At 63.1% G+C, this 24,517-nt stretch carries 24 protein-coding genes; 11 read left to right on the top strand and 13 right to left on the bottom strand.

Annotated elements, in window-relative coordinates:
- The first annotated feature begins 129 nt into the window (after nt 1-129).
- The 7 genes from DBV10_RS07895 (at nt 130) to DBV10_RS07865 (ending at nt 10,038) form a co-directional block, all read left to right on the top strand.
- Complete coding sequence (locus DBV10_RS07895) at nt 130-2,814, top strand: CHASE2 domain-containing serine/threonine-protein kinase (RefSeq protein ID WP_233589848.1); 2,685 nt, start codon at nt 130-132, stop codon at nt 2,812-2,814.
- Nucleotides 2,815-2,831: 17 nt separating this feature from the next.
- Complete coding sequence (locus DBV10_RS07890) at nt 2,832-3,620, top strand: Stp1/IreP family PP2C-type Ser/Thr phosphatase (protein ID WP_124512313.1); 789 nt, start codon at nt 2,832-2,834, stop codon at nt 3,618-3,620.
- Nucleotides 3,621-3,661: 41 nt separating this feature from the next.
- Nucleotides 3,662-4,315: an FHA domain-containing protein gene (locus DBV10_RS07885; RefSeq protein ID WP_124512311.1), complete on the top strand. Its 654-nt coding sequence runs from the start codon at nt 3,662-3,664 to the stop codon at nt 4,313-4,315.
- A gap of 80 nt (nt 4,316-4,395) precedes the next feature.
- The gene (locus DBV10_RS07880; protein ID WP_124512308.1) at nt 4,396-6,660 is read left to right on the top strand and encodes a CHASE2 domain-containing protein; all 2,265 of its coding nucleotides are present in this window, start codon (nt 4,396-4,398) and stop codon (nt 6,658-6,660) included.
- A gap of 23 nt (nt 6,661-6,683) precedes the next feature.
- Complete coding sequence (locus DBV10_RS07875; protein ID WP_124512306.1) at nt 6,684-7,475, top strand: MBL fold metallo-hydrolase; 792 nt, start codon at nt 6,684-6,686, stop codon at nt 7,473-7,475.
- 224 nt (nt 7,476-7,699) lie between these two features.
- Entirely contained in the window at nt 7,700-8,164 is a 465-nt protein-coding gene (locus DBV10_RS07870) for a pilin (RefSeq protein ID WP_124512304.1), read from the top strand.
- Between the two features lie 140 nt (nt 8,165-8,304).
- The gene (locus DBV10_RS07865; RefSeq protein ID WP_158616806.1) at nt 8,305-10,038 is read left to right on the top strand and encodes a PglL family O-oligosaccharyltransferase; all 1,734 of its coding nucleotides are present in this window, start codon (nt 8,305-8,307) and stop codon (nt 10,036-10,038) included.
- A gap of 339 nt (nt 10,039-10,377) precedes the next feature.
- On the opposite strand, the gene moaC is transcribed toward DBV10_RS07865, so the two are convergent.
- The gene (gene moaC, locus DBV10_RS07860; protein WP_124512300.1) at nt 10,378-10,875 is read right to left on the bottom strand and encodes a cyclic pyranopterin monophosphate synthase MoaC; all 498 of its coding nucleotides are present in this window, start codon (nt 10,873-10,875) and stop codon (nt 10,378-10,380) included.
- Nucleotides 10,876-11,056: 181 nt separating this feature from the next.
- Here moaC and DBV10_RS07855 point away from each other — a divergent pair, with 181 nt between their 5' ends.
- On the top strand, nt 11,057-12,526 hold the full coding sequence (locus tag DBV10_RS07855; RefSeq protein WP_124512298.1) for a M48 family metalloprotease: 1,470 nt from the start codon (nt 11,057-11,059) through the stop codon (nt 12,524-12,526).
- Here the strand turns inward: DBV10_RS07855 and DBV10_RS07850 are convergent.
- From DBV10_RS07850 to DBV10_RS07840, 3 genes are all read right to left on the bottom strand, one after another.
- Nucleotides 12,494-12,847, bottom strand: coding sequence for a phage holin family protein (locus tag DBV10_RS07850; protein WP_124512296.1), 354 nt, complete (start codon nt 12,845-12,847; stop codon nt 12,494-12,496). The genes DBV10_RS07855 and DBV10_RS07850 overlap by 33 nt on opposite strands.
- Nucleotides 12,848-12,960: 113 nt before the next feature.
- Entirely contained in the window at nt 12,961-13,419 is a 459-nt protein-coding gene (locus DBV10_RS07845; protein ID WP_124512294.1) for a hypothetical protein, read from the bottom strand.
- A gap of 91 nt (nt 13,420-13,510) precedes the next feature.
- Nucleotides 13,511-14,266 (bottom strand): TerC family protein, encoded by a 756-nt coding sequence (locus DBV10_RS07840; RefSeq protein WP_124512292.1) that lies wholly within the window; start codon nt 14,264-14,266, stop codon nt 13,511-13,513.
- Between the two features lie 483 nt (nt 14,267-14,749).
- On the opposite strand from DBV10_RS07840, the gene DBV10_RS07835 reads away from it, so the two are divergent.
- Both DBV10_RS07835 and DBV10_RS07830 read left to right on the top strand, forming a co-directional pair.
- The gene (locus DBV10_RS07835) at nt 14,750-15,184 is read left to right on the top strand and encodes a DUF3717 domain-containing protein (protein WP_124512290.1); all 435 of its coding nucleotides are present in this window, start codon (nt 14,750-14,752) and stop codon (nt 15,182-15,184) included.
- 79 nt (nt 15,185-15,263) lie between these two features.
- Nucleotides 15,264-15,566, top strand: coding sequence for a DUF2007 domain-containing protein (locus DBV10_RS07830; protein WP_124512288.1), 303 nt, complete (start codon nt 15,264-15,266; stop codon nt 15,564-15,566).
- A 94-nt stretch (nt 15,567-15,660) separates the two neighbouring features.
- Here DBV10_RS07830 and DBV10_RS07825 read toward each other — a convergent pair whose 3' ends face one another.
- From DBV10_RS07825 to purB, 3 genes are all read right to left on the bottom strand, one after another.
- On the bottom strand, nt 15,661-16,221 hold the full coding sequence (locus tag DBV10_RS07825) for a YaeQ family protein (RefSeq protein WP_124512286.1): 561 nt from the start codon (nt 16,219-16,221) through the stop codon (nt 15,661-15,663).
- A gap of 115 nt (nt 16,222-16,336) precedes the next feature.
- On the bottom strand, nt 16,337-17,398 hold the full coding sequence (locus DBV10_RS07820; protein ID WP_233589847.1) for an acyltransferase: 1,062 nt from the start codon (nt 17,396-17,398) through the stop codon (nt 16,337-16,339).
- A gap of 7 nt (nt 17,399-17,405) precedes the next feature.
- Nucleotides 17,406-18,785: an adenylosuccinate lyase gene (gene purB / locus DBV10_RS07815; protein WP_124512282.1), complete on the bottom strand. Its 1,380-nt coding sequence runs from the start codon at nt 18,783-18,785 to the stop codon at nt 17,406-17,408.
- Nucleotides 18,786-18,917: 132 nt separating this feature from the next.
- Between purB and DBV10_RS07810 the strand changes: the two genes are divergently transcribed.
- Nucleotides 18,918-19,532 carry a glutathione S-transferase N-terminal domain-containing protein gene (locus DBV10_RS07810; protein WP_124512280.1) on the top strand — a complete coding sequence of 205 codons (615 nt, stop codon included), beginning with the start codon at nt 18,918-18,920 and terminating at the stop codon, nt 19,530-19,532.
- 62 nt (nt 19,533-19,594) lie between these two features.
- Here DBV10_RS07810 and DBV10_RS07805 read toward each other — a convergent pair whose 3' ends face one another.
- The 6 genes from DBV10_RS07805 to DBV10_RS07780 all read right to left on the bottom strand — a co-directional run bounded on the left by DBV10_RS07805 (nt 19,595) and on the right by DBV10_RS07780 (nt 24,501).
- Nucleotides 19,595-20,050, bottom strand: a complete 456-nt coding sequence (locus DBV10_RS07805) for a nuclear transport factor 2 family protein (RefSeq protein ID WP_124512277.1) — start codon at nt 20,048-20,050, stop codon at nt 19,595-19,597.
- An 8-nt stretch (nt 20,051-20,058) separates the two neighbouring features.
- Nucleotides 20,059-20,841, bottom strand: a complete 783-nt coding sequence (locus DBV10_RS07800) for an SDR family oxidoreductase (RefSeq protein WP_124512275.1) — start codon at nt 20,839-20,841, stop codon at nt 20,059-20,061.
- Nucleotides 20,838-21,380 (bottom strand): DUF3833 domain-containing protein, encoded by a 543-nt coding sequence (locus DBV10_RS07795; RefSeq protein WP_124512273.1) that lies wholly within the window; start codon nt 21,378-21,380, stop codon nt 20,838-20,840. The genes DBV10_RS07800 and DBV10_RS07795 overlap by 4 nt, the downstream gene beginning before the upstream one ends.
- Before the next feature lie 18 nt (nt 21,381-21,398).
- Nucleotides 21,399-22,694, bottom strand: coding sequence for an MFS transporter (locus DBV10_RS07790; protein ID WP_124512271.1), 1,296 nt, complete (start codon nt 22,692-22,694; stop codon nt 21,399-21,401).
- On the bottom strand, nt 22,691-23,206 hold the full coding sequence (locus DBV10_RS07785) for a chalcone isomerase family protein (protein ID WP_124512268.1): 516 nt from the start codon (nt 23,204-23,206) through the stop codon (nt 22,691-22,693). Before DBV10_RS07785 ends, DBV10_RS07790 begins: the two co-directional genes overlap by 4 nt.
- A 71-nt stretch (nt 23,207-23,277) precedes the next feature.
- On the bottom strand, nt 23,278-24,501 hold the full coding sequence (locus DBV10_RS07780; protein WP_124512266.1) for a cyclopropane-fatty-acyl-phospholipid synthase family protein: 1,224 nt from the start codon (nt 24,499-24,501) through the stop codon (nt 23,278-23,280).
- Between the last annotated feature and the right edge of the window lie 16 nt (nt 24,502-24,517).

Raw genomic sequence — 24,517 nt, 5'->3', positions numbered from 1 at the left:
CTGGGCCTGCCTTCCGACAAGAACGGCACGCAGGCCGGCTTGCAGGGCCATTTCACCCCTCCAGCCACCGTCCGGTGGGCCCCTTGCAGCTGGGCTCGGATATTGCTTGAATGACCTCTCAATACCTGAGTGGAACAACAGCAAGTGGGAAGAAAAACCTCGGCACGGCGGCTGGATGTGTGGCGTACCGACGGCTTTTGGAGCGCACTGGCTGCGTTGGCAGTGGCGGCGCTGTGCGCAGCCTCCGGCCTCGCGCAGCGGCTGGAATACGCGCTCTACGACGCGGCCACCAGCGCATCCGCCCCCCCGCCGCTGGCCGAAATTGCCATTGTGGGCATCGACGATGCCAGCCTGGCGGCCTTGGGCCCCTGGCCATGGCCCCGCGACACCCATGCGCGGCTGATTGACCTGCTGGCCGCCGGTGGCGCCAAGACCATCGTCTACACCCCCGACCTTACGGAGCCCCACAGTGACCGGGGCCTGGGCTATGTGCGCAAGATCCGCGAAACCCTGGCGGCGGCGGCAGACGGATCCCCCTTGGCCACGGAGCTCAGCCGCATTGCGGCCGAGGCCGATGTGGCACTTGACGCCGACGCCCGCCTGGCGGGCGCCATCCAGCGGGCGGGCAATGTGCTGCTGGCCTCGCGGTATGCACCTACCGGAACACCAGCCGCCTTGCCATCCTATGTGCGCCGCAGCACGCTGCCCGACCCCGGCACCTATGCCACGCCGGCCCTCTCGGCCCGGCACCCTGTCGCCCCCCTGGGCCTGGCTGCGGCCGGAGTCGGCCACCTGTACCTGGAGGCGGACCCGGACGGCCAGGTTCGCCAGGTGCCGCTGCTCCTGCGCTATGACAACGCCGGCATCCCATCGCTGGCCTTGCTGGCCGCACAGCACAGCCTGCACCTGGGGCCCAGCGACATCCGCATCCAGGAGACATCCGCCGGCCTGCGGCTGGGCGGGCTGCACGTCGCCACGGACAGCACGGCCACCCTGCGCCCCCACACGCCCGTCTCACGCGATGGGTCGGCGGCGTTCTCCACCTCTTCGTTCACCAGCGTGCTCGACGGGAAAACCCCCGCCACCCACTTCAAGGACAAGATCGTGCTGGTGGGTGCCACCGCCGAGACGCCACCAGCCACAGGCCTCGCGCAAGGGCGGGGAGAGGGCATGTACCCCGTGGAAATCCTGGCGCGTGCGCTGTCGTCCATCCGCCTGGGCCTCGGAGTGCAGGAACCCGCCTGGGGGCCCTGGGCCTCCGGGTCCGTGGCTGTCGGCGTGCTCCTGGTGGTGGCAGGGCTGGCTGCACGGGCCCGCAGGCCGGTGGCCCTGGGCATTGGCGTTGGGCTGGCGCTGGCCCTTGTGGGCATCGAATGGGGGTTGCTGCGGTATGCCAGCCTGTGGATCGCACTCGTGCTTCCGGCCACCGGGCTCGTGGCAGGGGCCGTGGTGGCCGCACTGCTCGGCAGAAGCCGCGGAGGCACCCGGTCGCCATCGGCCGAATCGGCAGAAGCCGACCGGATGATGGGGCTGGCACTGCACGGCCAAGGACAGCTGGACATGGCCTTCGAGCGCCTGCGCAAAGTGCCTGCCAGCGATGCCTTGCTGGACAACCTGTACCACCTGGCGGAAGACTTTGAGCGCAAGCGCAATTTCGCCAAGGCCAAAGCGGTCTACGAACATATCCTGCGGCACAACCGCCAATACAAAGATGCCCGCAGCCGCTACAAGCGGGCGCGCGCCCAACTGCAGGGCGAAGGCGCTCCCAGCAGCCAACCCGCCTCCGAGTCCCCCGCAGGCACGGCCAGCCCGCGACTTCCCGGAGACGCTTCACTCGGCGTGCCCATGCTCGGGCGCTACCAGATCGACCGGGAGATCGGCAAAGGCGCCATGGGCGTCGTCTACCTGGGCCGGGACCCCAAGATTGGCCGCGTGGTGGCCATCAAGACCCTGGCCCTGGGCCAGGAGTTTGAGGGCGATGCGCTGATCGACGCACGGGCCCGCTTCTTCCGGGAGGCCGAAACGGCCGGGCGCCTGCAGCACCCGCACATCGTGACCATCTTCGATGCCGGCGAGGAACATGACCTGGCGTACATCGCCATGGAATTCCTCAAGGGCCGGGACCTGGCCCATGCCTGCGCCAAGGAGCACCTGCTGCCCGTGCCCACCGTGCTGTCGATTGCCGCTCGCGTGGCCGACGCACTGGACTACGCCCATGCCCACCACGTGGTGCACCGCGACATCAAGCCCGCCAACATCATGTTCGACAGCGCTACCGACACGGTGAAGGTGACGGACTTCGGCATTGCCCGCATCACCGACTCCAGCAAGACCCGCACGGGGCTGGTGCTGGGCACCCCCAGCTTCATGTCACCGGAGCAGCTGGCGGGCAAGAAGGTGGATGGCCGTTCGGACCTGTACTCGCTGGGCATTTCGCTGTTCCAGTTGCTGGCTGGCGCCCTTCCGTTGCGCGGCGCCTCCATGACGGAGCTGATGCACAAGATAGCCAGCGTGGATGCGCCCGACATCCGCGAGCTGCGCCCCGACCTGTCCCCCGCCGTGGCCAGGGTGGTGGCATTGGCGCTGCAAAAACGCCCCGAAGCCCGCTACCAGACAGGCCGCCAGTTCGCCGCCGATCTGCGGCAGGCTGCCGCTGGAACAGCCCACGCCGAAGGCCCGCCCGGGCCCGAAACTGTGGTCTATGATGCGGACCGCGATGCAACAGGGCACGAAATGGCGGATTTTCAGGAAACCGTGATGGAGCCCCCCGCAGCCCGGGGAGCGGCCGTCCCGCCCGCTTCAGGCGCCCAATGACGCTCGCCCCTACATCCATGACCTACGAATTTTTCGCGCGGACCGACAAGGGCCGCGTGCGTACCAACAACGAAGACGCGGTGGCCGTGGACCGCGATGCGCAGGTCGCCATCCTGGCCGATGGCATGGGCGGCTACAACGCCGGGGAGGTCGCCAGCGGGATGGCCACCACCTTCATCCGCACCGAGATGGCCCGCTGGCTGGCGCAGGCCGGGAGCACGCCCCAGTCTACCGATGTGCGCCGCGCGCTCGAAATCTGCGTGGAAAACGCCAACCATGCCATCCTGGGCGCGTCGCTGTCCAACCCCCAATACGCCGGCATGGGCACCACGCTGGTGGTAGGCGTGTTCCATGGCAGCCGCCTCATCCTCGGGCACATCGGCGATTCACGCTGCTACCGGCTGCGCGACGGCGCCCTGCAGCAGATCACACGGGACCACTCCTGGCTGCAGGAGCAGGTCGATGCCGGCCTGCTCACCCCCCAGCAGGCAGCACTGTCGTCCAACCGCAACCTGGTGACGCGCGCCCTGGGCGTGGAGCCCAACGTCATGATGGAAGTCAACGAATTCCAGGTGGCATCCAACGACCTGTTTCTGCTGTGCTCCGACGGGCTCACGGACATGGTGTCGGACTCCGATCTTGCGGAGATGGTGCGCGCGCCCCTCCCGCTGGAGGAAAAAGCCACATTGCTCGTCGACACCGCCAATGCGAACGGCGGTCGTGATAACGTGAGCGTGCTGCTGGTGCAGGCCGCCGCGGGAGGCAAGAAGCGCGGCCTTATGTCCCGATTGCTAGGGGCCGCTTGAATGGCCCAAACCACAACAATTCATCACATCAGGAGTGGATCATGCCGAGAATGATCGTTTCAATCGACGGGGTCGTCATCAAGGAAGTGCAACTGACCAAGGAGCGGACCACGCTTGGCCGGCGCCCCTACAACGACATCGTGATCGACAATCTTGCCGTGAGCGGAGAACACGCCGTGATCCATGTGGCCGGGCACGAGGTGGAGATCGAGGACCTGGGCAGCACCAACGGCACCTATGTGAATGCCAAGGCCGTGAAGCGCCAGGAGCTGCGCAACGGCGACACGATCGAAGTCGGCAAGTACAAGATCCGCTTCCTGCAGGAAGCCGAAGGCCAGAACTTCGAGAAGACCATGGTCTTCAAGCCCGGCATGGTGCCCCCCTTGGGCGCTGCCGCAGCGCGGCCCACGCCCGCTGCCCCAGCACCGGCCCCGATTGCCGCCGTGATCCGCGTCATGTCCGGTGCGGCCGCAGGGCGCGAAGTGTCCCTGCAAAAGGTGGTGACCACCATTGGCAAGCCGGGCGTCGCCGTGGCCTCCATCACCAAGCGGCACCAGGGCTTTGTGCTGGCCCACGTGGAGGGACCTGAAACGCCACTGCTCAACGGGACTTCCATAGGGACCTCGCCCGTGCCGCTCAAGAACGGTGACCGGCTGGAGCTGGCAGGCACCGAAATGCAGTTCGAGCAAAGCTGAGGGCGGGTGGGCGGCACAGAGCCTGATGGCCACCGCGTCCGCACCACCATTCCCACCCCACCTCCCATGCGGCCAGGCCCATGCGACAGCAGCTCTCGCACCTGTTTCTGCGCCGCTGGCGGCGCATCGCCGTCACCCTGATTCCGCTGGCCTTTGCGCTGCTGCACATTGCCGATGTGCTCCACCTCCAGGTGCTGGAACGGCTGGACAACATCATCTATGACACGCGCCTGCGGGTCACCATGCCGCGCACGCTGGACGAGCGCATCGTCATTGTCGATATCGACGAAAAAAGCCTGGGCCAGGTCGGCCAGTGGCCGTGGAGGCGTGACAAGCTGGCAGCCCTGGCGCGGGAGCTGTTCGAACGGCAGCAGGTATCGGTGCTGGGGTTCGATGTGCTGTTCGCAGAGGCGGATGAAAGCTCGGGCCTGGCCACGCTGCGGGAGCTGGCCCAGGGCCCGTTGCGCGGACAACCCGGGTTCCAGGAACAACTGGAGCGCCTCGCGCCTTCACTGAACTACGACGCCCTGTTTGCGCAGGCCCTGCAGGGCCGCCCGGTGGTGCTGGGCTACTACCTCTCGGGCGATGACCGCGACGGCATTACCAAGGGGGCCCTTCCTCCGCCTGCGCTGCCGCTGGACCGCCTGCGTGGCCTGCCGCTGATTGCGACTTCATGGAAGGGCTACAGCAGCAACATCGAAAGCCTGGCCCACGCCGCGCCCGCCGCCGGGTTCTTCAACTCGATCACCGATGAGGACGGCGTGGTGCGCTCCCTCCCGCTGCTGGCCGAGTACCAGGGGCAGTACTACGAATCCCTGGCGCTGGCCATGTTCCGCACCGTGATTGGCTCGCCGGAAATCCGCCCGGGCTTCGCCAACCCGTCCCCCAACGGCACCTACGATGCCCTGCAGAGCATTGTGCTGCGCGCCGATGGCCGCGCTTTGGCCCTGCCGGTGGACGATCAACTGGCCACCCTCATCCCCTACCGAGGTCCGGGCGACGCCCGGGGCGGCTCGTTCCGGTACGTCTCGGCCTCGGACGTGCTGGAGGGCAAGCTCCCGCCCCGCCAACTCAAGGACCAGCTGGTGCTGGTCGGCTCCACGGCCCCGGGCCTGCTGGACCTGCGGGTGACCCCGGTCGGCAGAACCTATCCGGGCGTGGAAGCGCATGCCAATGTGCTCTCGGCCTTTCTGGACGGCAAGAACATCGTGCGCCCGGACTACGCCATCGGCTTTGACGCCTTGCAACTGCTGTGCGCTGGTTTGCTGTTGGCCGTGGCACTGCCACTGCTATCCGCATCCTCTGCCGTGCTGCTGAGTGGCGGCGTCGTCACCACCTTGGTGGGCCTCAACCTGTGGCTCTACCTGACCCACGGCCTGGCCCTGCCACTCGCCACGGCGGTGGTGATGGCGCTGCTGGCATTTGCGCTCAACATGGCCTATGGCTACTTTGTGGAAAGCCGCTCCAAGCGCGAGCTGGCCACCCTGTTCAGCGCCTACGTGCCACCCGAACTGGTGGCCGAGATGGTCAAGCAGCCCGAGCACTACAGCATGCAGGCCACCAACCGCGAATTGACGGTGATGTTCTGCGACATGCGGGGCTTCACCGCCATGTCGGAACGGATGGAGCCTCTGCAGCTGCAGGCGCTGCTCAACGAGGTGTTCAGCAAACTCACCCACATCATCCGCAGCCACCGGGGCACGATCGACAAGTACATGGGGGATTGCGTCATGGCCTTCTGGGGCGCACCCGTTGCCACCCCGGACCATGCCCACCTGGCCGTCTCGGCCGCCATGGAAATGGCGCAGGCCATCGGGCAGATCAACGCCGACCACCGACAGCGGGGCCTGCCCGAGATCGGAGTGGGCATCGGGCTCAACACCGGCATCATGTGCGTCGGTGACATGGGCTCGGACATCCGCCGCGCCTACACGGTCATCGGCGACGCCGTGAACCTGGGCTCGCGGCTGGAAGGTCTGTCCAAGCACTACGGCACCGCCATCGTGGTCAGCGAAACCGCCAAGTCACTGGCCCCCCAGTTCGCCTGGCAACAGATGGACCGCGTCCGCGTCAAGGGCAAGGCCCAGGCAGTGCCCATCTACCAGCCGTTGGCAAAGTTGGGCCAGTTACCGCATCGACAAACCGAAGAACTCGCAATCTGGAGCCAATTTCTCGCCGCCTATGCCGCACAGGAATGGGCACAATGTGAAGCACTGTTGGCCCGGTTGAAAGAGTTCCAGCCCCACTCCGTGCTGCACGCGCTCTACGCCGAGCGCGTGGCCAGCCTTCGGTTGTTACCCTTCAACCCGGACTGGGACAGCGCGACCAACTTCGACACCAAGTAAATGGACAAGCAAGAAGGCTTCACATGAAGGTTCGCGTGCTGGGTTGCTCCGGCGCCATCGCCAAGGACTGTCGCACGACATCGTTCTTGATTGGGGACCGCATCCTGATCGATGCGGGCACTGGCGTGGGCGACCTGACCCTGGAGGAAATGGGCCGGATCGACCATGTGCTTCTCACCCACTCGCACCTCGACCACATTGCCGCACTGCCCCTGATGCTGGACGCGGTGTCGTCCTTGCGCCGCAGCCCCGTGCAAATCCATGCCTTGCCCGCGACCATCGAGGCCCTCCAGTCGCATGTGTTCAACAACGTCATCTGGCCGGACTTCAGCGCAATCCCATCACAGGACTCGCCCTTCCTTCAGTACCAGTCCTTCGGCACAGGCCAATTGCTGACCATCGACGGCACTGAAATCGAAGTTCTCCCGGCCCGCCACACCGTCCCCGCCGTCGGCTTTGCGGTGCGGGGGCGCAAGGGCTGGTGGGTGTTCAGCGGCGACACCGAACGCAATCAGCCGTTCTGGGAGCGGGTCAACGCCCTCCCCGTGACCTACCTCGTCATCGAAACCGCCTTCAGCAACCGCGAACGCGACCTGGCCCACCGCAGCCTGCACCTGTCGCCCGACACACTGGCCCAGGAACTGGCCAACATCCCCCCCTCGAACCGCTACCCCATCTACATCACGCACACCAAGCCTTCCGAGACCGGCTTGATCATGGACGAGATCCGCCAATTTGATCGCCTCACGCCCACCGGCCAGAACACCGGCCATGACATCCGCTGGCTGCGGGCAGGGCAGGTGCTGGAGGTGTAACGGAAGGTGGCGATGACATTACTGGACGACAAAAATGTAAGCCCGTCTTGTAGAACGCCGTTCCCGTCGCGGGCCATCACCAGACACCATTGAAGAAAGCACAAGCGATCCCGCCAGTTTCGCCAAGCGCAGCCCTCAACCATCCACCGTCCTGGCCGGCCACCCGTTTGGGCATGGCAATTGCTTAGTACCAACGCATTTGCAACTTTTCCTAGGAGTTTTTCATGAAGCGCTCTCTCCAAAAGGGTTTTACCCTGATTGAATTGATGATCGTGGTCGCGATCATCGGCATCTTGGCTGCCGTGGCTCTGCCTGCGTACCAGGACTACACCAAGCGTGCCAAGCTGTCTGAAGTGATTCTGGCTGCTTCGGCTTGCCGCACCAGCATTTCTGAAGTCTACCAATCGGCAAGCACATTGCCCGCAGCTGGTAGCTGGGGTTGTGAAAGTGCCGCCAGCACCAGCAAATATGTTGCACAGATTGTCACCAATGCAGGCGGCACAGTTAGCGTCCAAGCCCAAGGCTTGAATGACTCCACCATCGATAGCATGTGGGTTTCGCTGGTCCCCAAGGGCACTCCTTCGACGGGCACCTTGGCCGCAGGCTCTGTGATTGGTCAATGGATCTGTGGTCCAAGCAGCGCTTCTGGCGTCCCACTGAAGTTCCTCCCAGGCTCTTGCCGCGGCTAATTGCGCCAGTTTTTGCGCATGGAAAGGCACCTTCGGGTGCCTTTTTTGTTTGAAGTATCTCAAAAATATTTAACCACCCTATGCTGCCTCGGTCCCTGATGCACTCGCCAAGACACTCCGATCATGGCCCCCTGGTAATTTTGAGTTTGGTCGCGTTGGCAGGGCTGTCTGCACCATTTTTATTCGGCTACGGCACCGCCCCTCTGACTAATTTTGCAGGCGAAATTGTGAGTGCCTCCGGATTTTCCACCCTACTTTGGGCAGCGGCAATATATGGAAACTTCGATTTCGCCCACAAGAACATACAAAGAACCACATCTGCATTGGTTCTTTTGATATTGGCAACTATTTTTCATTACTTCTATTTTGGAGCCATCAACACGCCGGCATGGATCGTTGCCATCGGCTATCTGGGCATGGGTTGGCTTGCCGCCTGGACCGGGAGTGCTGCACGAAGCGGCACGCATGCAAATGAATGGATGAAGGCCATATGTATTGGGCTGTCAATTGGCGCAGTGATTGCAGCGCTGGGATCGATCGCACAATTTTTTAATTTTGACGGCGGATATATCGTTCTCTCCCCCGCCCAAGACTCTGGGCGAACATTTGGATTTGTACGGCAACCCAACCATCAGGGAACATTTTTAAGCATCGGCTTGGCCAGCATTGTTTATCTGGCCTATATTTCAAAATACCGCACCCGGGTACTGGCTCTCCTCTTCGCCCCAATCATAATTTTCGCGTTGCTGACAACAGGTTCACGCACCGCAATGATGCAAATCATTTTTCTCTCCATTTGCATCGCACTGACGTTCAAATCCAGAGGATTGCGGGCTGCAGCATCAATAATTTTGCTGACAGCCCTGCTATGGTTTGGATTGTATATTTTGAATTATCTCGATATCGCAAATTTTTACGGCATCAAGAAAGCCGCACAGACATCATCAGAAGGTGTCGGCTTGAGGCATGAATTGTGGCGTGAAACATGGAATTTAATTGTTTCACACCCTTTGATTGGGGCGGGCCTACTTTATTTCGGATCCGATTTCATACTCAGCGGAGCAGCTGAGAAAGTGGGGCTTCCAATGACCCACTCGCACAATATTATTCTTCAAATAATATACGCCTTCGGAATCCCGGTATCAATTGCATTTATCACACTAGTCGCTCGAATTTTTCTCAAAATCAGAAAAATCATACTAAATCCTGGGAATTTCATTCCCACAACAACAATAGGATTTATCGGAATACATTCAATGGTTGAATTCCCCTTGTGGTACACATATTTCCTGCTTCCATTTTGCTTCCACCTAGGCTGGCTTGAGACTCAAACCGCCCCCCCCTCATTGGCGGAGGCCAAAAATACGACTCGGAAAAAATATCTCGCATCTGCCATCGGCCTTAGCACAATCATGCTCACCACATGGATAAATAGTGACTATTACAAAATCACACCTATTTATGCGGCTGGACTTAAATCCACACTCAATGAAAGAATAGCAACTGCAAGTGACAATTTTTGGTTCCAACCATTCTCAAGATTTGTTCTCTTGAACATTCAACCTGTGGCACCTGAAAACTATCGCGCTTACTTGGATCAAGCCGCCACGAATGGATGCATCATGTATGAACTATGGTATCAGCCCGGCACCATTGTCGCGCTCACCTACGCTGAAAGGCTGGAAGAGGCCAAATGGATCATATACTCCTACTGGAAGCTTAGTGGCGGATACTCACAGCACTTCAAGAAATCAATGGAAAAAAGTGATGCACCATCAAAGGAAATAATGCTTGATTTCATAGAGAAGCCTCATCCGGTCGAGCGATCCATCGACACCTACAGCAGCAAGTGTTTCCAAAACCGCCTGCAATGATCGAAACGAAGGAAGAGCATCTGACGCATTTCAATACCAGTTTTCCAATCGAAAAAACCATTCACCCGCGTCTTTTCCTCTTGGAGACAGTCATCTGGCATTTTGCCAAAAGTGTCTGCCGCGATGCGGCGTCAATGTGTCGTATCTCGAAAATACCGATGTGGCAGGCGATAATCCCGCACTACAAACCTTGGTGCGAGGGTCGTGCTCGATGCAAAAATCCATCGATAAGTCGAGATCATTACCATGATCCTCCAAATCGACTGGATCCAAGGCTGCGGCGGCAGGTCTCGGTCGCCATCTACTGGGGTTCAAGCAGTGGGCGAGCCTTCCAAAGAATCAACCCACTCGGGTAGCCACATAGCTACCGGACTTGCCACCGTGCTTTTCCAGCACTCGCACGCCATGGATGGACATGCCCCGATCCACCGCTTTGCACATATCGTAGATGGTGAGCAAGGCAACTTGCACGGCGGTGAGCGCCTCCATCTCCACGCCAGTGGGGCCGACCGTTTCCACAGTTGCGGTGCAAAATATGCCCGTAGCGCCCGGATCGTGCGCGCGAGAATCTTCAAACTCAATAGCAACACGGGTCAACGCCAGCGGATGGCACAGCGGAATAAGGTCACTGGTTTTCTTGGCCCCCTGAATGCCTGCGATGCGGGCAATGCCCAGCACATCACCTTTTTTGGCCGTGCCGGATTCGATCAGAGCCAGGGTGGCAGGCTGCATCTCGATGCGGCCACAAGCGATAGCGACGCGATGCGTGGCTGCCTTGGTGGCTACATCCACCATGTGGGCTTGGCCCTGAGCGTCAAAGTGGGTGAGTGCGGACATACGGCTGTAGCCAGGTGAATCGGTGGGAAACATTCGAGGGACGGGGCATCATACGTGCATGCGGAACCACGAACACACCCGTGCCAAGCCTTCGACCGAAGACTCCTTAGTAGTCAAAGGCACTAAAAAAGCCTCTATAGCGTTTGCTGGATACGCGCTGACAGCTTCATTATTGATAGCAATGAGCGTTGGCGCTCCATCGGCGACAAACGCCCAACCCTCCCTCCCCACCCTCGGTGAAACCAGCGACCTCACCACCAGCGCCGAGCGCCGCCTGGGAGACCGCATCATCCGGGAGCTGTACCGGGACCCCGACTACCTGGACGACCCGGTCATAGCGGACTACGTGCAAGGCATCTGGCAGCCCCTGATGGCGGCAGCCAAGGCGCGTGGCGAGCTGTCCCCTGAGCTGGACGAGCGCTTTGCCTGGGAGCTTCTGCTGGGCCGTGATCGCACGGTCAATGCCTTTGCGTTGCCTGGCGGGTACCTGGGGGTGCATCTGGGCCTGATCGGGGTTGTGACCACGCGCGATGAACTCGCATCGGTGCTCGCGCATGAACTCAGCCATGTCACCCAGCGCCACATCTCGCGCCTGGTCGCGCAGCAGAGCAAGCAGACACCGCTGCTGCTGGGCGCCTTGATCCTGGGGGCCCTGGCCGCCAGCAAGAACCCGGGGGCCACCCAGGCCCTCGTCGTGGGCGGCCAGGCCCTGGCGGTGCACAACCAACTCAGTTTCTCGCGCGATATGGAACGGGAGGCGGACCGCGTTGGCTATGGCCTGATGGCGCCTGCAGGCTTTGCCCCCCAGGGTTTCGTGAGCATGTTCGACAAGCTGCAGCAGGCGAACCGGCTCAATGACAACGGCTCGTGGCCCTACCTGCGCAGCCACCCGCTGACCACCGAACGCATGGCAGACATGCAATCGCGCATTCCGCCAGGCACCACTGTTGCGGCGCCGGGGCCCTTCACGCTCGAACACGCCATGATCGCGGCCCGGGCCCGGGTGCTCTCCAACCCTGGGGTGGACATCCTGCGCCAATGGATTGCGGAGCCGCAGGGCACGGGGTTTGCAAGCCAGCCCGCCCATCGGCGCGCAGCCGCGCTCTATGCCGCTGCGCTGGGCAACAGCCAGCTGCGTGATGTGGCCGGCGCCCGGGCGGCGGCCAAGAAGCTGGACACGCTGGCCCAAGCGGATGGCAGGGCCGCCCGCAGGCTTGCGCGCTTGCTCAGTGCTGAAATCGAACTGGCTGCGGGCGACGCGGCGGCTGCGCTTGCCGCCATGCCCGAAGACAACAGGCACCGGCCCGAGTTGATGCTGCGCACCCAGGCCCTGCTGAAGGCCGGCCGGGCGGGCGAGGGCACAGAGGCATTGCAAACCTGGGTGACCGACCATCCCATGGACGCCAGCGCGTGGCAATTATTGGCATCCATGCGGCAGGCTCAGGGCCAGGGCCTGCGTGCCATCCGCGCGGAAGCCGAAGCGCATGCCGCACGCTATGACTATGCGGCGGCGGTGGATCGGTTCAAGGCCGGTCAGGACCTGGCGCGCCGCAGCGGGAGCGCGGCCGTGGACCACATCGAGGCCTCGATCATCGACACCCGGCTGCGGGCCATGGAGTCACTTCTTCGTGAACAGGCCACCGAGCGCTGACTCGATCAGTACGCCCAGTACCGAATAGATGAGCGAGCCCAGCAGGGCGGCGCCAAACCCCGTGACGTGAAATCCGTCCAGCACGCTGGCGGCGGCCCAGAACATGAGGGCGTTGATGACGAACAGGAACAACCCGACCGTGACGATGGTCACGGGCAGCGTCAACACCACCAGCACGGGCCGCAGCACCACGTTGAACAACCCGATCACAAAGGCTGCAATCAATGCCGCAGGGAAGCTTTTGACCTCGACCCCGCTGTAGATGTAGGCCACGAACAGCAGTGCAGCCGCGCTGAGCAGCCATTTGAGAAGAAGTTTCATGCTCAAAGAATAGCAAATAGCACCGGCCCGCAGCAAAGAAAAAGGGCCCAATGGGCCCTTCCTTCACTCCCCGTCCACACCCCCTTCAATCGGCGGCTGTCGGGCCCAGTCGATCACTCCAGCGCCAGCACCCACAGGGCGCCAAAGCCCGTCAGCAGGCTGCCCAGCAAGGTACCGGGCCGCGGCGAAGACCAGCGGCGGCTGGTGCCGCCCGCGCCTTCTGGCGCATCGGACTTCGGCCGGCGGGCATCCACCACCTGGGCCGCAGAAGGCTGCGCCGCCTGCAGTTGCTCGGTCAACTCCACCAGCGGGCCCTTGGCCACCATGGTGGTCACGCGGCTTGCCGGGGCGCGCAGCGCAGGGAGGATCTGGGCAAACAGCTTGTCCGCCCATTTGGCACGCCAATTCTCCCGTGCGCTGTGGCTCACCCACTTGCTGATCCGGTGGGTCATGCGGGGAGCGCAGGCCACCAAGACCCATTGGGTCTGCAGCGCCGCATCTCGGGCAAACAAAGGCGCAAGCACCTGCTCGGCATACGCTGCGTCGTCCACGTACACGATGACTCTCTCCATACCACCTCCAGAAGAAAAAGCGGCCCGCCGCAAAGGTCGCATGGCCTCTTGCGTTGCCGCTTTTTGGTTGAGCAACCCGCGCGCCAGCAGGTCAGTGGCCGGCGGCTGCGGATTCCGCGCCCGCACGGCGCGCCAGGATGATCTTGCCTGCCACCAGCACCAGCAGAGCGCCTGCCACGCTGGCGCCGTACTTGACCATGTCGAGGACTTCACCCGAGGCGCTGTCCAGCGGCATCTTCAGCATCCACTGCCACTTGTCGGGGTTGGCCAGCGCGGGGTCCGTCACCAGCATGCCACCGGCGATCCAGCCCAGCAGCATGCCGCCCAGCGTGATGATCATGGGGAAGCGCTCCATGAGCTTGATGACCAGCTGGCTGCCCCAGACGATGATCGGGATCGAGATCAAGAGGCCCAGCACGACCAGCAGAAACTGGTGCTCGCCCGCGTTCTGCGCAGCGCCGGCAATCGCGATCACGTTGTCCACGCTCATCACCAGGTCGGCCACGATGATGGTCTTGATCGCGGCCAGCAGCTTGTCGCTGCCCTGCACGTCGCCATGGCCATCTTCATCAGGAGCCAGCAGCTTGACGCCGATCCACACCAGCAAAATGGCGCCCACGAACTTGAGGAACGGCAGCGCCAGCAGGGTCATCGCAAACGCGATCAGGATCACACGCAGCACGATGGCACCCGCCGTGCCCCAGATGATGCCCTTGGTGCGTTGTGCGGGGGGTAGCTTGCGGCAGGCCAGCGCGATGACCACCGCGTTGTCGCCCCCCAGCAGGATGTCGATGATGATGATCTGGCCGAGAGCGAGCCAGAATTCGGGCGATGCCAAAAAGTCCATAAATTCCTCAATATCAGTGCGCGAAAGGAGGAGCTCGTCACCACTGTAGCGCCGAGTCCGTCCCAGGGATAGAGGGCCTGCGGTCGGAGGATCAAGGAGTTCTTGCACCCGATAGGGGGGCGTGGCATGCGAAGGGACAGCCTTGATCAGCCCACAGAGGGCCCATCAAAGGTCTTGCTCAGTTCAGCACGCAGCCATGTGCGCGGAACCCGGAACGCCGGAAGCGATGCTTCGTATTGACGACGAATCCGATGCCTTGCGCCACACGCCCGCCAGAAACCGGCCGTACAGCATTGCAAGTCGGGAGCTACTCCCCTTCGAGCCCTCGATTGGAACATCGCCTGCGCCAGCGCGCAAGGCCCGGCATGTTGTGGTTTCTGCTTACGTCCGCCCCGCCTTGGGCGTGGCCCACCGAAAAACCACCACAGCCAGCATCCCCCGGGCGGGCGGCTATGATCCAGCCCCCTTGTGTCCTGCCCCTCCATGGCCGCCATCCACATCACTGACATCGAAGCCGCCATCAACCACTGGCGTCACCGCGCGCCGTCGCCTGACGGCGTCGCGCTGGCGCCCGAGATCGAGGCCCTGGGTGAAACGTACGCGCTGATGGTCTACCACCGCCAGACCGCCATTGGCGAAGACCGCCTGCCCGCGCGCGCGCTGGCGGCGTGGCAGGCCTGGTACGACACGACACCCGACACCCCCTGCATCGCCATCTGCTCCACCAGCCAGGGGGACGATCTTTGCAAGGGATGCGGACGCACCTTTGATGAGGTGCAGCACTGGCCGGCCATGTCCCCCGCAGAAAAGCGCGTGGTGTGGCGCCGCATCACCCTGGAGCATTCCGCGTGGCGCTTCAACCGCTACGCCGAACGGGCTGCCGAGGGCGCCTCACCGCGCAAGCCGCCCGCCCTCTGAGAACGTGTTTACGATCTGAGCGCAAGAGCAGCAAGGCCGGGGGCTGTACGCCGGCCCCGCCAGCCGCTAAGGTGGAGCCATGCTGCGCCTGACCCAAGCCCCGAACATCGCCATCGCCACGCTGTGGGCCGACCTGCTGTGCGAGGCGGGCATGACGGCGTCGGTGCAGCGCCAGTACCTGGGCGCCGCCGCCGGGCACCTGCCGCCCGACCAGTGCCTGCCCGAGATCTGGCTGGACTGCGACGAACACGCCACCCGCGCGCACGCCCTGCTGCAAGCGCTGCAGGCCCTGCCGCAGCGCCACTGGGCCTGCCGGTGCGGCGAAATCGTGGAAGGCGGCTTCGAGCAGTGCTGGCAATGTGGCGCGCTCATGCCACGCTGACCGATGTCAGCCACCATCATTCAATTGCTCTTTTTTTGATAGCTGCAGGCGCTTATCCATTAGGCGCAAGCGGCTATTCAGGCCTAAGGGCGCATCACTTCCAGCGCACAGGCTCCACATGCACGCTGCCCTGCGTGCTGCTCAGCGTGATGGCCCCTTCCTGCACCGTGGCCTGCAACTGCATGCTGCGCTCGGCCAGTTGCGCCAGCGCCTGCGAGGCATCGGTCGGGATGCGCCAGACCTGCAGCTTGTCCAGGCGCGAGAGCTTGGTCTCGATGCCCTTCCACCAGATTTCCGCTGCGTGGTTAAAGCAATAGACGATCACGGAATCGGCCTTGCTGCAGGCCTTGGTCAGCGGTTTGTCCTCGGGCTGCCCCACCTCGATCCACACACGCTTGCGCCCGGTGAAGTCGGTGAGCGAAGCATCCGGGTCATCCGGGTCCGACAGGCCCGCGCCAAACGCCAGCGTGGCGTCGCCATTGCACAGGTCGTTGAGCTGGTGCGCCTGGATGGCCAGCGCTGCCAGCCGCACCATCATGCGCTCGTCGGTCTCGCTGGGGTGGCGTGCCAGCGTGAGCGCATGGTCGGCGTAGTAGCCGTGGTCGATGTCGGCGATTTGGAGGTTCGCCTTGAAGATGGTGGATTTGATGGCCATGGATTCTTTGACTATAGTCCTAGGTTCGCGTGCACGGGACTGGCTGATCTGCCAATCTCGACGAATTGCCATAGCTGATTTCAGTCACTTTGAGGCTGCATGCGAGCATCTCGGGCTATTTTTCAAGTACTCGCTGGGGCTTCCAGCGCAGTGCAGGCTTCTCCACAAAGTGCCAAGACAAGGCGGCGCAAAACAACGCCCCAATAATGCTCAGCACAAACGCCACGCCAAACGATAGCTGATTCGCCGCCCCCCAGATGATGATCTGTTGCACCGCGAAGCCATAGATGTACAGGCCATATGAAAAATCACCGAAGCGCCCAGCCCGATTTATTACAGGCGTGCAGCAAGCGCCCCACACCACACCGAGACCCGCCAGCGCAATCAAAGGACTCTGTCCATTGAAAGGAGAAGGTCCAAACTTGTAGAGCAGACTGCACGCCGCAAGAAGAAGTCCAGCCGTCACCCAAGGATGCTCAAGCCAAATCGACTCCCACCGTGACAGGGCAGATCCAACTGCAAAGATCATTGCGTATTGCAGCGCGAATGACCACTCAGGGTGAGGCCAAGCACTGTACCGCCACTGCAGCAACCCAGCTAAAGCAAGGAAAACACATAAAGGAAACCAACGCCAGCGCATCAATCCGAGCCATCCAACCAAGGCCAGTGCGGCGTAACAACCAACCTCTATTGGAATCGTCCAGAGGGGTCCGTTGAGCGATCCAGGATGCGGGTTCGACGCAAAGATACCGGGCAGACCAATTTGGGTTTGAAGAACCAAGTTCAGCAGATGCTGCCAAGTAGCCTTGTGACTGAAATACTGGGGTACGGACAGCTCCGTCAGCAGTGGTCCCAAGACAAAAACCGACAGCAACACAAGCGCCGTGAGACCGGGCCAGATTCGAAGCGCCCTCCGCGCAGCGAAGCGGCGGACATGAGGATCCGCCACCCACGATTGGGTTACCAAATACCCACTGATGGCGAAAAAAAGCACCACGCCCAGAGCACCCGGCTCATTACCGAAAATCAGCGGCGTAGGGCGCCCCATCAGTGCAAACTGATGACTCCATATCACCAACACTGCTGCCAACAAACGCAAAGCGTCAAAATTGTTGGCTCGATGCTGGGGGCTATGAATCACTGAGGCGCGGTGTCCCTGCGCAAATGTGAATTTCACGCCCAGATCAAACGCGGCGTGCCAGCTCGGCCGCCTTGCCCACATAGCTGCCGGGCGTCATGGCCAGCAGGCGGTCTTTTTCGGCCTGGGGGATTTCCAGCGAGTTGATCAGGCCATGCAGCGCCTCGGCCGTCACGGTCTTGCCGCGGGTCACTTCCTTGAGCTTCTCGTAGGCACCTTGCACGCCAAAGCGGCGCATCACCGTCTGGATGGGCTCGGCCAGCACTTCCCAGGCGGCGTCCAGGTCTTCGGCCAGGGCCTCTTCGTTGATTTCAAGTTTGTTCAAGCCCGTGAGCAGCGACGTGTAGGCCAGCGCTGCGTAGCCCAGGGCCACGCCCATGTTGCGCAGCACGGTGCTGTCGGTCAGGTCGCGCTGCCAGCGGCTGATCGGCAGCTTTTCGGACAGGTGCTTGAGCAGCGCGTTGGCCAGGCCCAGGTTGCCTTCGGCGTTTTCAAAGTCAATCGGGTTGACCTTGTGCGGCATGGTGGACGACCCAATCTCGCCCGCCTTCAGGCGCTGCTTGAAGTAGCCCAGGCTCACATAGCCCCAGATGTCGCGCGAGAGGTCGATGAGGATGGTGTTGGCGCGGGCCACGGCATCGAACAGCTCGGCCATGTAGTCGTGCGGCTCGATCTGGATGGAATAGGGCTGGAAGGTCAGGCCCAGGCCCAGGGGTTCGGGCGTTTCGATGACCTTCTTGCTGAAGGCTTCCCAGTCAAACTCGGGCCAGGCGGACAGGTGGGCGTTGTAGTTGCCCACGGCGCCGTTCATCTTGCCCATGATCTTGACGGCGGCGATCTTCTCGCAGGCGGCCTGCAGGCGCATCACCACGTTGGCCATCTCCTTGCCCACGGTGGTGGGGCTGGCCGTCTGGCCGTGGGTGCGGCTGAGCATGGGCACGTCGGCAAAGGCGTGGGCCATCTCGCGCAGCTTGAGCACGATGCGGTCCAGCCCTGGCAGCACCACCTGGTCGCGGCCCGAGCGCAGCTGCAGCGCATGGCTGGTGTTGTTGATGTCTTCGCTGGTGCAGGCAAAGTGCACAAATTCGGAGGCTTTTTCCAGCTCGGGGCGCGCTTCGAACTTGCTCTTGATCCAGTATTCGACCGCCTTTACATCGTGGTTGGTGGTCTTCTCGATCTCCTTGATCGCGGCGGCATCGGCCTCGGAGAAGTTCTTGACCAGGCCCAGCAAGTAAGCGCGCGCTCCGGTGGTAAGCGGCTTGAACTCAGCAAATCCCGCATCAGACAGCGCGATGAACCATGCCACCTCCACCTGCACACGGCGGTGCATGTAGCCGTGCTCGCTCATGATCGGGCGCAGGGCGGCAAGTTTGGGGGCGTAACGGCCGTCAAGCGGCGACAGGGCAGTGATGGTGGACAGGCTCATGGCGCGCCATTGTAGGCGGGGTGGGTCGGCGGGGTTTGTGGGGGCGGCGCATCAGTCGGCCTCACGCCGGGTCGCTGTCGATAGAATCAAACCCGAATTGTTCAGCTTATCCCGCGCACTGGAAGACTTACCATGAAATTGATCGGAGCCACCACCAGCCCCTACGTGCGCAAGGTACGTATCGTGATGGCGGAGAAAAAGCTCGACTACCAGTTCGTACAAGAAAACGTCTGGGCTGACGACACCCACATCGCCACTTCCAACCCGCTGGGCAAGGTCCCCTGCCTGGTGATGGAAGGCGGCGAAGCGGTATTTGACTCCCGCGTGATCGTCGAATACCTCGACACCCTGTCGCCCGTGGGCAAGCTGATCCCGTCCCAAGGCCGCGAGCGCGCCGAGGTCAAGACCTGGGAGGCGCTGGCCGATGGCGTGATGGACGCCGCCATCCTGGCCCGCCTGGAAGCCACCTGGGCCCACCGCAAGGACAGCGAGCGCAGCCAGGCCTGGATTGACCGCCAGTTGATCAAGGTGAACGACGGCCTCAAGTCCATGAGCCAGGGCCTGGGCGACAAGCCTTATTGCAGCGGCATCCACCTGAGCCTGTCCGACATCGCCGTGGGCTGTGCCTTGGGCTGGCTGGAGTTCCGCTTCCCAGAGATCGCCTGGCGCAACGAATACCCCAACCTGGGCAAGCTGCTGGACAAGCTGATGCTGCGCCCAAGCTTCGCAGACACCAGGCCATCCTGAGCGCCAGCATCAAGCCCCTGGCGCGGCACAACACCCGCCAACGATCAACTAACTGTTCACTGCTAACTGTTGGCGCGTTTCTTGAGCCAGCGCATCAGCGCACCGACCACGGGCAACTTTTCGTACAACTCCTCGGCCGCGTCCCAGTAGTCGCGGTGCAGGGTCACCAGGCCTTGTTCGTCCAGCACCAGGTGCGAGGCGCCGCGCACCGTCTGGGGCACGCCCTTTTCAAAGCTCTTGAAGGCAAAAAGGAAATCCCAGGTCAGAAAACACTGCTGCCCTTGCACCACGCGGCCGGTGACCACAAACCGTGGCTGCTCCAGCGCCTCGAACATGTGGGCAAATATGCCCTGGATGGCGGGCACGCCCACCACCTCGTTGAACGGGTCTTTGAAGCGGGCCTGCGGGGCATACAGGTTGCCGATGGTCGCCACATCGGCGGGGGACAGATTCTCAAAGAACGCGATGACGCGCGTGACGGACTCTTCGGTGGAGGGGGTCGTGTTCGAAGGCTGCATGGCTAAAGTCAAAGGCCTGTGAAGCGGCGAACCGCTGGAAAGTACCACCGATACGGCAGCAGCCGCAGCAGCTTCATCACGCACGTGAAGCGCTTGGGAAAGTGGATGTCGAACTGTCCCCGCTCCCAGCCCTGCACGATGGCGGCAGCGGCAGCCTCGGGCGAGATGAGGGCCGGCATGGTGAAGTCGTTGCCCGCCGTGAGCGGCGTGGCCACAAAGCCGGGGTTGATCACACTCACGCCCAGTCCCAGGTCATGCAGGTCCAGGTAGAGCGCCTCAGCCAGGTTGATGAGCGCGGCCTTGGTGGGCCCGTAGGCCAGGCTCTTGGGAAGCCCCCGGAAACCCGCCACGCTGCTGATCAGGCTCACATGCCCTGGGCGCCCGGCCTGGGCTGCAGCCAGCATCGCGGGCAACACAGCGGCCAGCACGTGCAGCACGCCGTTGTAGTTGATCTGCTCGTGGCGCAACATCACGGCCAGGTCGAAATCGGTGGCGCGCATGTCGCGGTAGTAGCCCGCGCAATAGCACACCAGATCGGGCGCGCCGCCTGCCAGCACCTGCACGGCGGCGGTCTGCACCTGATCGGGCTCGGCGGTGTCGAAGGCCAGGGCCACGCTGCCGGGGTGCTGCGCCACGAACGCCTGGAGGGCATCGCCGTTGCGCGCCGACACGATGACTTGCGCACCACGCGCATGCAGCGCGACTGCCGTGGCCCTGCCAATGCCGCTGCTGGCCCCGATGAGCCAGACCCGGCGGCCGTGCCAGTCGCGCAGGGGGGGGTTGAGGCTCATGGTGCGCGTTTGGTGAAGGACAAGGTGATCTCGCCCAGCCGTACGCCGAACTTGCTCATGGTGGCGCGGTTGAGCATCACACGGTCGTCGATGAGGTACATCCAGTCGTCCAGGTCCACGTTGTAGACCGTGCCATCCACCGGCAGGGCGAGTGTGTAGTTCCAGCGAAAGGCGTTGCCGCGCGTCTGGCCGTTGGCGGTGCCCACCACATCGTCGGCGGTGCCGGTATAGCGGCCGTCGGCATGTTTCGTCAGCCGCCAGATGCGGCGCTGCGTGGTGCCGTCGGAGTAGGTGAAGGCTTCGTCGAGCACGCCCTCGTTGCCTTTCCAAGTGCAGTCCATGACGACGGTGAAGCGTTTGACGATCTGACCGCTGCGGTCCTGGAAGATGCCGTAGGCGTCGATCTTGCCGTTGAAATACTGGGCCAGGTCGAGCACCGGCTTTTCGCTGGCGTAGCCATCGAGGTTCTGGCTGGCGCAGCCGGACAGCACCAAAGGGGCCGCCACGGCGGCAGATAGGAGAAGGCGTCTTTGCATCATGGGAGTTCCCTCAGACTGTCAGGCGCTGGCCGCGCGGTGCGCAGGCCGAAGCACCAGGAAATACAGCGCCCCTGCTGCCAGCAACTTGAGCATGCAGGGCAGCACCGCGTAGGCCCAACCCAAGGTCTGCAGGCCCTCGGCACTGCGCGTGCCGGGGGTGTAGCCCAGCCAGCCCAGCAGGGGCAGCGCCAGGCCTGCGGCCAATGCCAGGTTGAGCTTGGTGGCAAAGTTCCACCAGCCAAAATACGCGCCATCGTGCTGGCCACTATCGCCTTCCGCCGCGATCACACCTGCCAGCAGCGCGCTGGGCAGGGCCAGGTCAGTGCCCAGGGCCACGCCCGACAGCGCACAGACCACGAGGAACGGCACCACATCGCCCGCGCCCAGAAACGCCGTCCACACAAACACGCCAATCGCCAAGAGCATGCCCGCCAGCCAGGTGCGCGCCAGGCCCCAGTGCGCCACAGCGCGCAGCCACATCGGGATGGACAGCGCTGCACACACAAAATAGGCCGCCAGAAACATTGGCTCCTGCGTGGGCGGGGCCTGCAGACGGTCCTGGATAAAAAACAGCACCAGCGTGGCCGGTATGGCGCTGGCAATTCCGTTGAGCATGAACACCGCCAGCAGGCGGCGGAAGGCAGCCCGCTCCCAGGGCCGCCACAGGCTGGCGCGCTGCGGGGGGCGGTACACCCCCGCCACGGCACCGCCCGCATGCGTTGCGGGGCGTGGTGCACGCGTCCACGCCCACCAACCCATCAGCAGGGCGATAGCAAACACACTGAGCATGACCGGCAGGCCCAGCATCGCAGGCAGCACCGAAGCCAGCACCACGCCCAGCAGCGCTGCGCCCTCACGCCAGGCCACGATGCGGCCGCGTTGCAGCTCGTCGCCGCCCAGCCGCGCGCCCCAGGACTGGTGTGCAATGCTGAGCTGGCTGTAGGCGGTGTAGGTGATGAGCAGCGTCACCAGCGCCCAGGTGATGAGCGCGTCGGCCCCAGCTACCTGCGGAAAGAACAGGCTGGTCAAGCCCAGCACCAGTACCACTGCCGACCCCGCGCCCACCGCCAGCACGGCGCGCACCGAGCGGCCAAAGAGGTGGTCGGACAGGCGGCCCAGCAGCGGGTCGGTGAACGCATCAAAAAGCCGCGCCGCCAGCAGCACCGAGCCCAGCGTGGCAAGCGGCATGCCGAATTCGCGCGCGTAGTGGTTGGGCAGCAGCACATACAGAGGCAGCGCCACAAACGCCAGCGGCAGCCCGAGCAGCCCATAGGCCAAGCCAGCACTGGCGCGGATGGGCTGCATAGCAGTCATGGTTGGCCTGCGGTTCGGGTGGCGGCCAGCAGCTCCCGGCGCAGACCGGGTTCGGAGGTCTGGGGCGAGAGCCAGATGCCGAAGAACAGGCGAGAAAATTCGGCGTCAGCCACCTCGCCCACCACGCGGCCGCCCATCTTGAAGACGGCGCCTGCACCCGGCTGGTACAGGCCGAGCAGGCGGTCGCCAGGTTTTACATCCGGCAGCGCTGCCTGCAGCGCCTGCTGCCAGTGGGTGGCCTGCTGCGGCGTGAAGCTGCCCACGCGGCGCATTTCTTCGATGGAGCGTTTGGCAATGGCCTCAGCAGTGAAGTTGCGCTGGTAGGTCAGCTCCAGCGCCAGCGGGTGTGCGCTGTACTGGTCGGCATCAAAACCGGGCTGGGCCCACAGGCGAGCGCGGTACACCTCAAAACCCAGGAAACGCAAGGTGCCCTGCCCCACCAGGCGCGCACCAGCCAAAGGTGCGCTGGCGCTTGGCGACGCGGCAACAATCCCTTGCGGGCCTTGCGCCATTGCAAAATTCGAGCCAAAAACGGCCCCTGCGCCTGATAGCAAAGCGCTGATAGCTATGTTTTTTATAGCAATCATGCTTTCACCAGGGTGTACTGCACCAGATCGATGTTGCCCATGGCAAACGCGGCCTCGCAGTAGGCGAGGTAGAACTCCCAGATGTGCATGAAGCGCTCATCGAACCCCAGTTGCAGGATCTGCGTGCGCTGCGCCAGAAAGCGCTCGCGCCAGCGCTTGAGGGTCTCGGCGTAATCCTGGCCGAACGCAAACTCATCCACCACGCGCAGGCCTGCGGCCTCGGCCTCGCGGCGGAACTCGCGCGGGCATGGAAGGCAGCCGCCAGGAAAGATGTATTGCTGAATGAAGTCGGTGGAGCTGATGTAGCGCTCGAACAGGCTGTCGTCGATCACGATGCTCTGGATACAGGCCTTGCCACCTGGCTTGAGCAGGCGGTTCACCGACTGGAAATAGGTGGGCCAGTATTCGCGGCCCACGGCCTCGACCATTTCGATGGAGCAGATGGCGTCGTATGGACCGTCCTGGATGTCGCGGTAGTCCTGCAGACGCAGGTCAGCGTGCCCGGCCACACCCTGCTGCGCCATGCGCTTTTGCGCAAACGCGAGCTGCTCGGTGGAGAGTGTCACGCCCGTGAGGTTGGCGCCGAATTCAACGGTCGCCATCTCGGCCAGTGCGCCCCAGCCGCAGCCGATTTCCAGCACCCGGGAGCCCGGCTCAACCCCCGCCATGCGCAGCGCGCGGCGCACCTTGGCATGCTGTGCCTTGCGCATGTCGCCGTCTGCGTCGCCCTCGAACCACGCGGACGAGTAGTTCATCGTGTCGTCCAGCCACAACTCGTAGAACGCGTTGCCCAGGTCGTAGTGGGCGTGGATGTTTTTCTGGCTGTTGGCGCGCGTGTTGCGGTTGAGCAGGTGCTTGATGCGGTACAGCAGCCGCCCAGCCCAGGTGCCATAGATCACGCCTTCCACCTGCTGACGGTTGGCGATGAAGAGCTTGAGCAGGTCGGTGAGGTGCGGCGTGGTCCAGTCGCCCGCGATGTAGCTCTCGGCAAAGCCGATGTCGCCCGACTTGAGCGCTGCGCTGCAGACGTTCCAGTTCTTGAGCGTGATCGCCGCAGAGGGGCCGTTGCCGTGCCCGAAGTGCTGCAAGGTGCCGTCGGGCAGCTGCACCGTGAGGTGGCCATGCTGCAGGCGCTGCAGCAGCTTGAGCGCAGTGCGGGCGGCAGCCGGAGTGCCTGCGGGCAGGGTCAGGGCAGAGCGGGGGGCGGTGGTGGAATTCATGGCGGTCTCGTTCGTC

It is taken from the genome of Acidovorax sp. FJL06 (assembly GCF_003852545.1).
Lineage (GTDB): Bacteria > Pseudomonadota > Gammaproteobacteria > Burkholderiales > Burkholderiaceae_C > Acidovorax.
This window is presented reverse-complemented; position numbering and strand designations above follow the sequence as displayed.

Coding starts and splice junctions, on each gene's coding strand:
- DBV10_RS07880 (WP_124512308.1), top strand. CDS start 4,396: ATGCGACAGCAGCTCTCGCACCTGTTTCTGCGCCGCTGGCGGCGCATC.
- DBV10_RS07785 (WP_124512268.1), bottom strand. CDS start 23,206: ATGGCGCAAGGCCCGCAAGGGATTGTTGCCGCGTCGCCAAGCGCCAGC.
- moaC (WP_124512300.1), bottom strand. CDS start 10,875: ATGTCCGCACTCACCCACTTTGACGCTCAGGGCCAAGCCCACATGGTG.
- DBV10_RS07810 (WP_124512280.1), top strand. CDS start 18,918: ATGAAATTGATCGGAGCCACCACCAGCCCCTACGTGCGCAAGGTACGT.
- DBV10_RS07805 (WP_124512277.1), bottom strand. CDS start 20,050: ATGCAGCCTTCGAACACGACCCCCTCCACCGAAGAGTCCGTCACGCGC.
- DBV10_RS07885 (WP_124512311.1), top strand. CDS start 3,662: ATGCCGAGAATGATCGTTTCAATCGACGGGGTCGTCATCAAGGAAGTG.
- DBV10_RS07875 (WP_124512306.1), top strand. CDS start 6,684: ATGAAGGTTCGCGTGCTGGGTTGCTCCGGCGCCATCGCCAAGGACTGT.
- DBV10_RS07855 (WP_124512298.1), top strand. CDS start 11,057: ATGAGCGTTGGCGCTCCATCGGCGACAAACGCCCAACCCTCCCTCCCC.
- purB (WP_124512282.1), bottom strand. CDS start 18,785: ATGAGCCTGTCCACCATCACTGCCCTGTCGCCGCTTGACGGCCGTTAC.
- DBV10_RS07845 (WP_124512294.1), bottom strand. CDS start 13,419: ATGGAGAGAGTCATCGTGTACGTGGACGACGCAGCGTATGCCGAGCAG.
- DBV10_RS07890 (WP_124512313.1), top strand. CDS start 2,832: ATGACCTACGAATTTTTCGCGCGGACCGACAAGGGCCGCGTGCGTACC.
- DBV10_RS07835 (WP_124512290.1), top strand. CDS start 14,750: ATGGCCGCCATCCACATCACTGACATCGAAGCCGCCATCAACCACTGG.
- DBV10_RS07780 (WP_124512266.1), bottom strand. CDS start 24,501: ATGAATTCCACCACCGCCCCCCGCTCTGCCCTGACCCTGCCCGCAGGC.
- DBV10_RS07830 (WP_124512288.1), top strand. CDS start 15,264: ATGCTGCGCCTGACCCAAGCCCCGAACATCGCCATCGCCACGCTGTGG.
- DBV10_RS07790 (WP_124512271.1), bottom strand. CDS start 22,694: ATGACTGCTATGCAGCCCATCCGCGCCAGTGCTGGCTTGGCCTATGGG.
- DBV10_RS07850 (WP_124512296.1), bottom strand. CDS start 12,847: ATGAAACTTCTTCTCAAATGGCTGCTCAGCGCGGCTGCACTGCTGTTC.
- DBV10_RS07825 (WP_124512286.1), bottom strand. CDS start 16,221: ATGGCCATCAAATCCACCATCTTCAAGGCGAACCTCCAAATCGCCGAC.
- DBV10_RS07795 (WP_124512273.1), bottom strand. CDS start 21,380: ATGATGCAAAGACGCCTTCTCCTATCTGCCGCCGTGGCGGCCCCTTTG.
- DBV10_RS07840 (WP_124512292.1), bottom strand. CDS start 14,266: ATGGACTTTTTGGCATCGCCCGAATTCTGGCTCGCTCTCGGCCAGATC.
- DBV10_RS07800 (WP_124512275.1), bottom strand. CDS start 20,841: ATGAGCCTCAACCCCCCCCTGCGCGACTGGCACGGCCGCCGGGTCTGG.
- DBV10_RS07870 (WP_124512304.1), top strand. CDS start 7,700: ATGAAGCGCTCTCTCCAAAAGGGTTTTACCCTGATTGAATTGATGATC.